The following is a 12375-nucleotide window of genomic DNA, read 5'->3' as shown; positions in this document are numbered from 1 at the left end:
GGGTTCTTGTTTTTTTTTTATTTTGCCTCGGTGTCGGTATGGGCGGCGGCGGGCGGCGCGCCGGGGCGGTTGGGGGGGGGGGGGGCGGGCCGGGGTGGTGGACGGGTGGCCGTCCGGGTGGCTCAAACCGTGAGTGGTCCAGACCTTAATGGTCCAGACCTATTGACCAACTCCGGCTCCCCTCCTACGATCCGGTCCGGCACAGCCCCACATGTCCCCCCACCTCACCCACGGCCGGGCGTCACGCCCCCACGCGTCGGTCACGTCCCTGGCGCCCCGGTCGGAAGGGAGCACAGCATGTTCCGTCGGAGGTCCCGAACCCCACGCCCGTCGGGCGGTTCCCACCCCGCTCCGGAGGCCGGCCGTCCCGGCGGGGAGCCGCGCCGGACGGGTCTGGAACGCGCGTCGCGGACGACACCCCGGGCCGCCCTGCACCGCCCGAGCGCGCTGGTCCGCTCCCTCGCCGTGGTCGGGACGGTCGCCCTGATCGGCGCCGGCATCGCGGTGACCGGCTCCGTCACCGCCGGGGCCGCGACCCCCAACCTGGTGGCCAACCCCGGCTTCGAGAGCGGACTCTCCAACTGGACGTGTTCGCCCGGCACCGCCGCGGTGGTCGGCAGCCCGGTGCACTCCGGCAGCGCCGCCCTCCAGTCCACGCCGACCGGCCAGGACACCGCCCAGTGCTCCCAGACCATCAGCGTGCAGCCCAACTCCGCGTACACGCTGAGTGCCTACGTCCAGGGCAGCTACGTCTACCTGGGCGCCAGCGGCACCGGCGGCAGCGACCCGTCCACCTGGGCGCCCGGCAACGCCTCCTACGGGCAGCTCAGCGTCAACTTCACCACCGGGCCCGGCACCACCTCGGTGACGGTCTACCTGCACGGCTGGTACGGGCAGCCCGCCTACTACGCGGACGACGTGTCACTCACCGGCCCCGGCGGCAGCAGCTCCACGCCGCCCACCACCCCGCCGACCACCCCGCCGACCACGCCGCCCACGACGCCGCCCACCACGCCCCCCACCACCCCGCCCACGACGCCTCCCACGACCCCGCCGACCACCCCGCCGGGCGGTGACACCTGCCCGACCAAGCCCCGGCCCACGGGCAAGGTCCTCCAGGGCTACTGGGAGAACTGGGACGGCGCCGCCAACGGCGTCCACCCGGGCCTGGGCTGGGTGCCCATCACCGACAGCCGGATCGCCGCGCACGGCTACAACGTCATCAACGCCGCCTTCCCGGTGATCCTCTCCGACGGCACCGTGCAGTGGCAGGACGGCATGGACGCCAACGTCAAGGTCTCCACCCCCGCCGAGATGTGCCAGGCCAAGGCGGCCGGGGCGACGATCCTGATGTCCATCGGCGGCGCCGCCGCCGGCATCGACCTGAGCTCCAGCACCGTCGCCGACCGCTTCGTGGCGACCGTCGTCCCGATCCTCAAGAAGTACAACTTCGACGGGATCGACATCGACATCGAGACCGGCCTCTCCGGCAGCGGCGACATCAAGACGCCCTCCGCCTCCCAGGCCAACCTGATGCGCATCATCGACGGCGTGCTGGCCCAGATGCCCGCCGGCTTCGGCCTCACCATGGCCCCCGAGACCGCGTACGTCACCGGCGGGAGCGTCACCTACGGCTCCATCTGGGGCGCCTACCTGCCGATCATCAAGAAGTACGCCGACAACGGCCAGCTGTGGTGGCTGAACATGCAGTACTACAACGGCAGCATGTACGGCTGCTCCGGCGACTCCTACCAGGCCGGTACGGTGCAGGGCTTCACCGTCCAGACCACCTGCCTGAACAACGGCCTCACCATCCAGGGCACCACCGTCAAGGTGCCCTACGACAAGCAGGTGCCCGGCCTCCCGGCCCAGCCGGGTGCCGGCGGCGGCTACCTGGACCCGGGCTCGGTCGGCCAGGCCTGGGGCAACTTCGGCGGCGCCTTGAAGGGCCTGATGACCTGGTCGCTCAACTGGGACGGCTCGAAGGGCTGGACCTTCGGGGACAACGTCAGGTCGCTCCAGGGCCGTTGATGCCGGACCGGCCACCGCTGAGACACTGCTGAACCACTGAACCACTGAACCACCACCGAAGGCCCGCGCCCCGCCACCCCGGGGCGCGGGCCGTTCAGTTCCCCGGAGCACCCTGCCGACGCACCGCCGGGCGCGCTGTCGGCCGGCCCGTGTCAGGGGAGCGTCAGGAGTTCGTCAGGGCGGGTGACGGAGCTTGCCCCGGGCATCGGCGCGGGCTTTGATGGACGGCATGCACCGCTCGACCCGCCACCACGACCGCCCGCCGCATAGCCGGCCGCGGTTCGTCGTCGCGGTCGCGGTCGCCACTGCCGTCCGGTAGTACCGAGCTCCTTCCCGCCGGTCACCGGCCGCGCGTACGGGCCCGGCGCAGTCCCGCCGAGCCCGTGCCGATCACCGCCGCCCGTCCTCCGCCCCGTTCGGCTCCGAGGCGGGGGCGGGCGGTCGTCGCTCCTTCTCGCACCACACCCCTTTCCCGCACCGGCGACACCGGCGCGGGCGGCCGCGCGCCGCCCCGTCGCCGTACCCCGCCGGTGCCCAGCACCCTTGGATGGGTCATGTCCGACACTCTTCTGTCCGCCCGTACCGCCCTCGTCACCGGCGCCTCCTCCGGCATCGGCTGGGAGACCGCCCGGCTGCTCGCCGGGCTGGGCGCGAACGTCCTGGTGCACGCCCGGACCACCGCGGAGGCCGAGGACGCCGTGGGCCGGCTGATCGCCGCCGGGGCCCGCCGGGACCAACTCGTCGAACTGGCCGCCGACTTCACCAAGCTGGCGGAGGTCGCGGTGCTGGCCGGCACGGTCGTCAAGCACTACCCCGCGCTGGACCTGCTGGTGAACAACGCCGCCGTGATGGCGCCCGAGCGCTGCATCCTGACCGACGACGGCAACGAGCTCTCGCTGCAGGTCAACTTCCTGGCCGCGCACCTGCTGGCCAAGCTGCTCCGGGCCCCGCTCTCGGCGGCCGGGGACGCCCGGATCGTCAACGTGTCCTCCTCCCTGCACCGCACCGCGTCGATGAACTGGTCGGACCCGCACCGGGTGAAGAAGTACTCCAGGGTCGCCGCGTACGCCCAGTCGCAGCTGGCGCTCACCATGGCGACCGCCGAGATGGCTCCGGCCGGATCCGGCATCACCGCCGTCAGCCTCAACCCGGGCCTGTGCGACACCGCGCTGCTGCCGCTCTACGGGCGGGTCGGCGCGCCGGCGGCGGAGGGTGCGGCGGCCGTGGTCCGGCTCTGCCTGCCGGCCGCCGAGATCGCCAACGGCGCCTACTACGACGGCGGCGTCGCCGCCCCGACGGCCCAGGCCGCCCAGGAGGAGCGCTCGCAGAGGCGCCTGGTGAAGCTCGCCGACCAGCTGGTCGGCCGGGCCGCCTGAACCGCGTCCACCCACCCAGGACCAGGAGGAGCACGGTGTCCAAGCGCGCCCGCAAGAAGAAGGCCCGGCGGAAGAAGAAGGCGAACCACGGCCGCAAGGCCTGTCAGTGACCGCGTAGCGGAGCCCCGGGCCCGCCGTCCTCAGCGCTGAGCGAGGACGACGGGCCCGGGGCCGTGCTGCCGGGGCCTTGGCTCGGCGCCTCGGGGCGTGGTCCAGGGCCCGGGATCGGCTCAGGCGAGGGTCGCCCAGTCCTGGGTGTTGGCGTTGCCGGCCGCGTTGACGACCACGGCCGCTCCGGTGCTCACGGCGGCGCTGTCGAGCACGTAGCCGGTCGCCGGGTTGGTGATCGTCAGGGTGCCGCTGCCGTTCTGGGTGACCTGCCACTTCTGGTACTGGCTGGCGGAGTTGAAGGCCTGGAGGGTGACCTGGCCGCCGGCCGCGGCGGGCGCGGTGAGGGTCAGCGGGGTCGGGCAGCTGTCGTAGATCCGGGTGGTGCCGTCCGCGTTCGGGTCCAGCTTCCACTTCTCCGAGGCGTGGGTGGAGTCGTAGGTGTCGAGGTCGGCGACCACGTTGGTGGAGTTGGCGCACTGCCCGGCGTGCTCCAGGGCCAGGCCGCCCCCGTTGGTGAAGGCGTGGTACTGGTTGTCGCCCACCGGGTTGGGCCCGTAGTCGACGGTGTGGGCGGCCAGGTAGTTGAGCGCGCTGCCGGTGGTGGCGAGGTTGCCCAGCGGTCGGTCGTTCTTGAAGTAGTCGGCGAAGGTCGACGGGGCGTGCGAGGTCAGCAGGGCGACGGTGCCGTTCCAGCCGCCGTCGACGTTGTTCCACAGGTCGAGCAGCGAGCCGTCCACGTTGCCCTGGACCTGGTCGCCGGTGTTCCAGCCGGTGGTGTAGGTGAACGGGTAGCTGCTGCCGTCGGGCCAGACGTAGCGGTAGTCACCGAGCAGGTAGGCGGCCGTGGAGTCGGCGAAGCCCTCGGTCCAGGCGCAGCTCGCCGAGCTGACCAGGTTGACGTAGTGCGGGCTGCAGTTGCTCACCGCGGGGAACACGCCGTTGTACAGGCGGTGCATCAGGAAGTGGCCGGACTCGTGCAGCACGGTGTGCTCGGAGTCCGGGTCGGCGGCGGCCAGGTGGACGGTGCCGGCCAGGTCGTAGTACGTCCCGTCGGCCGAGTTCGCCGTCCAGCGGACGGTGAGTTCGGTGCAGGCGTTGTTCGCCTCGTGCGAGGACCAGCAGGCCGTGGCGGGGTTGTTCCGGTGCTGGTAGAGCAGGTTGACGGTGTCGAAGGCGTGCCAGGCCCGGGCGGTGGCCGCCGGGGGTTTGACCGTGCCCAGCGAGGTACTGGCGGCGATGTTGTTCTGGGTGGCGGAGTCCAGTGTGTACGGGGTGCCGGTGGTGTCGGCGACCTTCCAGTACTGGTTGCTCTCGGTGCGGAACCGCACCCACAGGCTGCTCATCGAGGTGGTGGTGGCCGGGGTGTAGCAGAGGTTGAAGCTGCCGTCGGCGGCGCTGGTCAGCTGGTAGTCGGCGGTCAGCTGGTGGGCGGTGTCGGTGACCTTCTCGGCTCCCCACAGCTGGGCGTCCGCGCTGCGCGCCGGTTTGGTCTGGGTGGGCTTGGCCGGGCCGGCTTCGGCCGACTGGTAGTCGTACTGGAGCGTTCCGCTGAGACAGATCGGGCTCGCGGCCCGGGCCGGCGTCGCGGTGAGCGGAACGGCGGCGGAGACGGCGAGGAGGACGGCGCCGAGGGCGGCGGAGCCGTGCGAGAGTCGGATGCCGAAGGCCATGGAGGGCTTCCTCTCCTGGGGAACACGTCTGCGGAGGTGACACGGTTCGATGACGACCGAGTCCGCAGCCCAGGATCGGGGCCCGACACCTCAGGGGGTAAGAGCGCGCGGTTGCGCGCCGATGAGCCGGTAGTCCGATGGAATCACTTCGGTGGTGAACGCGACGGCGCCCGCTCCGGGCGCCGTCGGCGCGCCGGTGCGCTGCGGCCGGCCGGCCGGCCGTCTGTCCGGCCGTCAGTTCCTGCGGGCCAGGCCGCAGGAGATCAGCCGCTCCCACACCGTCAGGTCGCCGGTGCCACCGTCCCCGGGATCCGGGCGCCAGGAGGAGCAGAACTCCAGCCCCGGTTCGAGCAGTTCGAGCCCGCCGAACAGGCCGAGCAGCTCCTCGTCGGTGCGCCAGCGGCCGCGGCCGAGACTGCCCTGGAGCTTCTGCTCCGCGAGCCGGGTCTCCTCGTTCGCGCCGGAGCGGAAGTGGGAGACGTACACCAGGCTGCCCGGGGCCACCCGGTCCGCCCACCAGCGCACCACGTCGGCGGGCCGCTCGTCGTCGTTGAGGTGGTGCAGGACGGCGCTGAACAGGACGCCCACCGGCCGGTCGAAGTCGATCAGGCGCCGCACCTCGGGGTGCTGCCGGATCGTCTCCGGCGCGCGCAGGTCCGCCTGGGCCACGGCGGTGCGGTCGTCGGTGGCGAGCAGCGCGCGGCCGTGGGCCAGCACCATCGGGTCGTTGTCGACGTAGACGACGTGCGCGTCGGGGGCGTGCCGCTGGGCGACCTGGTGCACGTTGTCGGCGGTCGGCAGCCCGCTGCCCATGTCGATGAACTGCCGGATGCCGTCGTCGGCCATCGCGCCCACGGCCCGCACCAGGGCCCGGCGGTTGGCGAAGGCGATCGCCACCGAGCCCGGCAGGTCCCGTAGGAAGAAGTCGCCGATCTCGCGGTCGACGGGGAAGTTGTCCTTGCCGCCCAGCAGGTAGTCGTAGACCCGGGCGATGCTCGGCTTCGACCGGTCGATCCCGCTGCTGTCATCGGCCATGCTGGCAACCCCGTCCTCAACGTCCGTCGTGGGCCCGATCGTAGGAGAACGTCCTGGTCCCGGGCGGTAACCGACGGTTGATGTCGCGGAATCGGGCAGGTCCTGCCTGGTCCTGCTCGGACCTGCCAGGACCTGTCCGGATCTGTCCGGGCGGGTGAGGCGGTCTTGTCCCGGGCGGGCATCGGCCGTCCAATGGCCGGTATGGCATCGAGCGAGCTCGTCCTGATGACCGATCACAGCTCGACCGAGGGCAGCCGCGACACCCTCGTCGCCGCGGTGCACGCCCTCACCGGCCGGGCCCCCGCCCTGCTGGACGCACGACACTTCACCCCCGGCGGCAGCGGCCGGATCCGCACCGACGGCGAGGCACCGCGGCTGGAGGCGGACGGGGTGAGCGTGTGCGCCGACACCGTGCTGGTCTACGAGATCCCGCCGCACCGGCGCCGGGACTTCGAGACGGTCCAGCACGGGCTGCGCGCGGCCAGCGTGCGCTCCCTCGGGACGAACGCGGCGGCCTGGCGGGCGGCGACCGAGAAGGACCGGACGGTGGAGTGCTTCACCCGCGACGGCATCGCCCACATGCCGACCGTGGCCTTCACCCGGCCCGACGCCGAGGAGGCCGCCGAGGAGGCCGCCGAGGCGTTCGAGCGGCTGGGCCACGACGTCTGGGCCCGCCCGACGATCGGCATGGGCGGCACCGACGTCTTCCACGTGACCACCCACGCCCAGCTCCGGGCCGCGGCCGAGTTCTACGCCCGTGCGGGCACCGGTTGGCTGATCGCCCGTGACGCCCGGAACTTCGGGCCCGACGGGCGGCGCCACCAGTACCGCGTGGTGGTGCTCGGCGGACAGGTCCTGCGCGTGGTCGAGCACGTCCAGCCGGACCCGGACGCACCGTGCAACGAGAGCCGGGGCGCCGTCTCCACCCGCCTGGATCCGGGGGACCTGCCCACCGGTCTGGCCGAACTCGCCGTCGCCGCGGCCGAGTCGCTCGGCCTGTCGTTCGCCGGGGTGGACCTCGCCGCGGAGAGCGGCGGCGTCGTCTTCGAGGTCAACGTCCACCCCGCGTTCGGCACCGACCGCGGCCTGGAGACCGTCGCCGTCCCCTATGTCGCCGCTCACCTGGCCGCCGGCGGGGTGTCTGGCTGACCGCGCTCCGCCGCCCCCCGGAGAAGTCCTCAGCCGGACGGGGTGGTCCCGGTGAACGGCGTGGCGGGGGCGGTCGGCGCGGAGGAGGCGGCGGCGGAGTCGGGGAGGACGCCGAACTGTTGCAGGACGCCCGCGCGGTCGTAGGCGTCCACGGAGCGGGCGATCCGGCCGTCCTCGGCGAATTCGAGCAGGCTCATCAGGTAGAGCGAGAACCGCTTGCCGCGGCTGGACTCCGGAAGGCAGAGGAACGGCTCCCGGACGGTGGCGCTGTAGTGCACGTGGGCCACCGCGTGGGACGGGCCGACCACCACGCCCTGGCTGACCGAACGGATGTCGGAGAAGAGCTCGCCGGCCCGGCTGAAGTACTCGTGCAGTTCCCGGTGGCCCCGGTAGGTGTGGTCGAACGCCTTGTCCTCGATCACGGCGTCCTCGGTGTAGTACTCCATCGCGTCGGCGGGGGCGGTGGGGGAGTCCCACATGGTCACCCAGCGTTCGACGAACGCCTTCCGCTCGCTCGGGTCGAAGTCCGGCACGGGATCAGTCCTTTCCGCGCGGGGGCGCGGTTCGAGGGGTGGGGCCCGGCGACCAGTGCCGGAGCACGGCGGCCATGACCCGTGGCGCCGCCAGTTCGGCCGGTGAGCCGGTCAGGCTGACGGCGTTCCAGACGGCGGTGGCGACCCGGGCGTCCTCGGCCGCGGCGCGCATGGTGGCCTGGAAGGACCTCGCCAGCAGGCCGGCGACGGCGGGGTGGGTGCCGGGGACCTGGGGCATGGCCCGGTCGGCCATGGTGGAGAACAGCCACGGGAGCCGTACCGCCCGGGCGGCCTCCCGGTAGAAGCGCCGGGGCAGGCCGGCCGGGCCGGCGGCGAGGCACCTGCGGAGCGCCCTGGCCTCCAGGGCGGCGACCGTCATGCCCGCGCCGTAGATCGGGTTGAGGCTGCACAGCGCGTCGCCGGTGGAGATCAGCCCGTCGGGGAGCCGGCGCAGCCGGTGGAAGTCCCGGCGCAGGGAGGCCGGGTAGGCGAAGGAGGAGACCCCGGTGATCGGCTCGGCGTTGCGGAGCGCGGTCGACGTCCCGGCGGGGAGCAGGTCCTCGGCGAAGTCGAGGAAGCGCTCCGGGGAGAGGGGCGGGTGGTCGTCCTTGCCGAAGCCGTAGAGGGAGAGCACCCAGGCGTCGTGCTCCTGCTGGGTGAGGACGGCGCCGCGGGGGCGGGTGGTGGTCGCTCCGATCAGCACGCCCTTGGCCGCTCCCAGGGCGCCCGGGGCGACCCGGTAGCGGCGGCTGGCGTAGGCGACGTCGACGACCAGGCGGGCCGTGGACGGCGCCCGGTACCCCAGGGACCTCAGCCAGGCCGCGCCCCGGCCCGCGCGGCCCATCGCGTCCACGACCAGGTCCGCGTGGAGGGCCTCGGCGGAGTCGGGCTCGCCGGGGCGGGCCAGCCGGACCCCGCCGACCCGGGCCGGGTCGGCGGCGATCGGGTCGGCGGTGATCGGTGCGGTGGCCTCCAGCCCCGACCGCAGGGTGACGCCGGGCAGCGCGCGGACCCGCTCGCGCAGCCGGTCCTCCAGGAAGGGCCGGCTCACCTGGAGCACCCGGCCGAGCGGCACCTGCCGCAGGCGCGACCCGAAGAAGACGATGTCGAGCTCGTCCAGGGCCCCGGCCAGGGTGGCGCCGTCGGCCGCCAACTCCTCGACGAATCCCGGGAAGAGCTCCGCCAGGACCTGCGCGCCGCCCGGCGTGAGCGAGTGGACGTGCGCCCCCTGCGGGACGCCGCGCCGGACGTCGGGGGGTTGCGGGTAGGTGTCCCGCTCGACGACGGTGACGTGCTCGAAGAACCCGGAGAGGGCCCGGGCGGCGCACAGGCCGCTGATCCCCGCACCGAGCACGAGCGCGTGGCCCGCTCCGCCGCGACTGCCGCTGCGCCTGCTTCGCCGTGGACCCACGGTCGGCTCCGATCGCTCGCCGCCCGCCGACGGACGGGCGCCCCCACCCTGCCACCCGGCTCCCGGCCCGCACCACCGGGCAGTCACCCGTCCGGGTGATAGCTGCGGACCGGGCTCACCCGATCGGGTCTCCACCGCTTGCGGGGTGTCGGCGTGCCGGGGTCAGTCCTGCGGCTGCACGGCCGGTTGGCGCTCGGGGTAGGCGGCGAGCAGGGCCAGCCAGAGCTGGAAGCGGTCCTGCATGGAGGCCAGGGAGCGGCCGGTGAGCCGCTCGATCCGGTCCAGCCGGTAGCGCACGGTGTTGCGGTGGACGTACAGCCGGTCGGCGACCGCCTGCACCGAGCAGTCCGCCGCCAGGTAGGCGTGCAGGGTCGTGACCAGGTCGGCGCGATTGGCCTCGTCGAAGCGGGTGAGCGGGCGCAGCACCTCGGCGGCGAGCTGCTTCAACGGCAGGTCGGGGCTGGACAGCAGCAGGCGGGGCAGGTTGAGCGGGTCGCCGCCGTGCACCCCGGGGCCCTTGGCGAGGGCGGCCTGGGCCTCGAACCAGCTCCAACGCAGCCCGTCGACGCCCCGGTAGCAGCCGCCGATGCCGACCGCCGCGCGGGTGTCCAGGCCTACGAGCGCGGTGCCGAGGCGCCGGGCCAGGTCGTCGACCGGAGCGGAGCGGGGGAGCACTGCCACCAGGTACCGGTTGACGACGGCGGTGAGCACCGGCTCGGGGGAGTCGGGGTGCTCCGCCGGCAGCCAGGGCAGCCGGGCGAGCCGCCGGTCCGCCTCCGGCCCGCCGCGGCCGTCCGTGGCCCGCCCGTCCGCCTGCGCCCCGGCCCGGGCCCCGGAGCCGGCCCCGGCCCCGGACCCCTCCGGTGCGAGCCGGCCCAGCACCACCCGGTGGGCGGCCCGGGGGTCGAGCCCGAACGCGGCGAGCCGGCGCTCGGCGGTGGCGGGCGCGATCACGTCCCGCACGATGTCCTCGACGACCTGGCCGACCAGCTCCCGCCGCCCGGCCAGGTGGGCCTGACGGCGGGCCAGTTCCAGTCCGACCAGTCGGACGGCGTACGGGAGGACGTCCGCCGCCGGGCCCGCCGAGCGCAGGCAGAGGCAGGCCGCGACCGTGCCGTCGACCTGGACCGGCAGCCGCAGCGGCCCGGCGGCCGGAGCACCTGGCCGCCCGGCTGCCCGCAGCTCCGCGAACAGCGCCTCCGACCGCTCCGGACTGGCCGCCAGTACCACCCCGTGCCGGTCCACCACGGCGACCTCCGAGCCGCAGGCCCGCCGCAGCACCCGCAGCAGCGCGGGCAGGCCCTCGCCGCCGAGCAGCGCCTGGACCAGCAGGTCGTGCTGGTCGACCAGCCGTCGCTGCGCGCTGTGGTCCTCGGCCGTGATCCGTTCGGCGACCAGCCGGTTCACCGCGATGAACGGCGTCTCGTACGGGACCTCCAGCACCGCCAGGCCCTGCCGTTCGGCCTCGGCGACGGTGGCCCGGGGGACGGCGGGGTGGCTCAGTCCGGTGCCGAAGCCGATCCCCGAGGCGCCGGCGGCCGCCACCCGCTGGACGAAGGCGGTCTGCGCGGCGGCGCCGCGCTGCCGCAGGCCGGTGGTGAGGAGCAGCTCGCCGCCGGTCAACCACTCCGTCGGGTCGGCGAGTTCGGTCACCGCGACCCAGCGCACGACCCGGTCGAGCCCGGCCGTGCCGGTGCACAGTCGCAGGCCGAGGCCCTCTTCCCGAAGCAGATCGCGCAGCGTCACCGGCATGCGCCGGACTGTAGCGCCGCACAACTCGCCGACGGAAGACCGTGCGGGCGTCCATAGCCGGGCGGGGTGATCCCTTCCTAGGGTTCCGTGCGAACGGACCGGACAGCCCGTCCGTACCGTCCGCTTGTCGTACCAGCCAGAAGGGCCAACGGAGTTGAGCAGCCACGACCGTCCACCCCGACCGGAGCCGGCCCCCGGCGCGGTCCGGCTCGAAGGGCTGGCCAAGACCTTCGACGGCCAGGTCCGCGCGGTCGACGGCGTCGACCTGGACATCGGCGAGGGCGAGTTCTTCGCGATGCTCGGGCCCTCCGGCTCCGGGAAGACCACCGTGCTGCGCATGATCGCCGGCTTCGAGGCCCCGAGCTCCGGCCGGGTCCTGCTGGGCGGCGCCGACGTCACCGGCCTGCCGCCGTTCGACCGGGACGTCAACACGGTGTTCCAGGACTACGCGCTGTTCCCGCACATGACGATCGAGCAGAACGTCGGCTACGGCCTGATGGTCCGCCGGGTGCCGAAGCCCGCACGGGCCGAGCGGGTGCGTGCGGCGCTCGCCATGGTCCGGCTGGAGGGCTTCGAGCGCCGCCGCCCGGCCCAGCTCTCCGGCGGCCAGCGCCAACGCGTCGCGCTGGCCAGGGCGTTGGTGAACCGCCCGAAGGTGCTGCTGCTGGACGAGCCGCTCGGTGCGCTCGACCTGAAACTACGGCACGAGATGCAGGCCGAGCTCAAGCGGATCCAGCGCGAGGTCGGGATCACCTTCGTGTTCGTCACCCACGACCAGGACGAGGCCCTGACGATGAGCGACCGCGTCGCGGTGTTCAACGCGGGCCGGATCGAGCAGGTCGGCCCGCCCGCCGAGGTGTACGAGCACCCGGCCACCGCCTTCGTGGCCGGCTTCGTCGGCACCTCCAACCTGCTGGACGGCCCGGCCGCCGAGCAGGTGGTGGGCGAGGCCGGGCTGTTCAGCGTCCGCCCGGAGAAGATCCGGATAGCGCACCCGGACGACCCGGCCGGGCCGGACGAGCTGTCCGCCACCGGGCGGGTCGCCGAGGTCGTCTACGCGGGCGGCCACACCCGCTTCCTGGTGGACCTGGAGGCGGGCGGGCGGCTGACCGCCGTCCGGCAGAACGTCGACGAGGGCTCCGCCGACGTCCTGCGCCACCGCGGCGCCGAGGTCGTCCTCGCCTGGCAGCGCCGGCACACCGTCCGGGTCGGCTCCTGACAGTGAGGATGTTCATGAGCGGTTCCCGGGCAGGTCTGACCCGCCTCCTGACTGACCTCGGGTCCTCAACGGGATCTGTCGGCCTCGT

The 12375-nt window shown here is 73.7% G+C and carries 8 protein-coding genes and 2 pseudogenes; 5 read left to right on the top strand and 5 right to left on the bottom strand.

Annotated features, from left to right (window positions below; genetic code table 11):
* Positions 1–297: 297 nt before the first annotated feature.
* From ACFV8H_RS40100 to ACFV8H_RS40090, 3 genes and pseudogenes are all read left to right on the top strand, one after another.
* Positions 298–876, top strand: a pseudogene (locus ACFV8H_RS40100) (carbohydrate binding domain-containing protein); the annotation flags it as partial.
* Positions 877–1071: 195 nt separating this feature from the next.
* Positions 1072–2031 (top strand): annotated as a pseudogene (locus ACFV8H_RS40095) (chitinase); the annotation flags it as partial.
* 554 nt (positions 2032–2585) lie between these two features.
* A complete protein-coding gene (locus ACFV8H_RS40090) occupies positions 2586–3407 on the top strand; it encodes an SDR family NAD(P)-dependent oxidoreductase (protein ID WP_380409537.1) in 822 nt (273 codons plus the stop codon).
* A gap of 230 nt (positions 3408–3637) precedes the next feature.
* Here the strand turns inward: ACFV8H_RS40090 and ACFV8H_RS40085 are convergent, their stop codons facing one another.
* Complete coding sequence (locus ACFV8H_RS40085; protein ID WP_380409535.1) at positions 3638–5188, bottom strand: RICIN domain-containing protein; 1551 nt, start codon at positions 5186–5188, stop codon at positions 3638–3640.
* A gap of 234 nt (positions 5189–5422) precedes the next feature.
* Positions 5423–6223, bottom strand: a complete 801-nt coding sequence (locus tag ACFV8H_RS40080; RefSeq protein WP_380409533.1) for an SAM-dependent methyltransferase — start codon at positions 6221–6223, stop codon at positions 5423–5425.
* A gap of 201 nt (positions 6224–6424) precedes the next feature.
* Here ACFV8H_RS40080 and ACFV8H_RS40075 point away from each other — a divergent pair, with 201 nt between their 5' ends.
* Positions 6425–7372 (top strand): RimK family alpha-L-glutamate ligase, encoded by a 948-nt coding sequence (locus tag ACFV8H_RS40075; protein WP_380409531.1) that lies wholly within the window; start codon positions 6425–6427, stop codon positions 7370–7372.
* 29 nt (positions 7373–7401) lie between these two features.
* On the opposite strand, the gene ACFV8H_RS40070 is transcribed toward ACFV8H_RS40075, so the two are convergent.
* The 3 genes from ACFV8H_RS40070 to ACFV8H_RS40060 all read right to left on the bottom strand — a co-directional run bounded on the left by ACFV8H_RS40070 (position 7402) and on the right by ACFV8H_RS40060 (position 11068).
* Positions 7402–7905: a nuclear transport factor 2 family protein gene (locus ACFV8H_RS40070; RefSeq protein ID WP_380409529.1), complete on the bottom strand. Its 504-nt coding sequence runs from the start codon at positions 7903–7905 to the stop codon at positions 7402–7404.
* Between the two features lie 4 nt (positions 7906–7909).
* Positions 7910–9259 carry an FAD-dependent oxidoreductase gene (locus ACFV8H_RS40065; protein WP_380409527.1) on the bottom strand — a complete coding sequence of 450 codons (1350 nt, stop codon included), beginning with the start codon at positions 9257–9259 and terminating at the stop codon, positions 7910–7912.
* A 219-nt stretch (positions 9260–9478) separates the two neighbouring features.
* Positions 9479–11068 (bottom strand): PucR family transcriptional regulator, encoded by a 1590-nt coding sequence (locus ACFV8H_RS40060; protein ID WP_380409525.1) that lies wholly within the window; start codon positions 11066–11068, stop codon positions 9479–9481.
* A gap of 154 nt (positions 11069–11222) precedes the next feature.
* Here ACFV8H_RS40060 and ACFV8H_RS40055 point away from each other — a divergent pair, with 154 nt between their 5' ends.
* Entirely contained in the window at positions 11223–12287 is a 1065-nt protein-coding gene (locus ACFV8H_RS40055; RefSeq protein WP_380409523.1) for an ABC transporter ATP-binding protein, read from the top strand.
* Positions 12288–12375 lie beyond the last annotated feature (88 nt).

The organism is Kitasatospora sp. NPDC059827, assembly GCF_042731675.1.
Lineage (GTDB): Bacteria > Actinomycetota > Actinomycetes > Streptomycetales > Streptomycetaceae > Kitasatospora.
This window is presented reverse-complemented; position numbering and strand designations above follow the sequence as displayed.

Coding starts and splice junctions, on each gene's coding strand:
- ACFV8H_RS40075 (WP_380409531.1), top strand. CDS start 6,425: ATGGCATCGAGCGAGCTCGTCCTGATGACCGATCACAGCTCGACCGAG.
- ACFV8H_RS40090 (WP_380409537.1), top strand. CDS start 2,586: ATGTCCGACACTCTTCTGTCCGCCCGTACCGCCCTCGTCACCGGCGCC.
- ACFV8H_RS40085 (WP_380409535.1), bottom strand. CDS start 5,188: ATGGCCTTCGGCATCCGACTCTCGCACGGCTCCGCCGCCCTCGGCGCC.
- ACFV8H_RS40060 (WP_380409525.1), bottom strand. CDS start 11,068: ATGCCGGTGACGCTGCGCGATCTGCTTCGGGAAGAGGGCCTCGGCCTG.
- ACFV8H_RS40080 (WP_380409533.1), bottom strand. CDS start 6,223: ATGGCCGATGACAGCAGCGGGATCGACCGGTCGAAGCCGAGCATCGCC.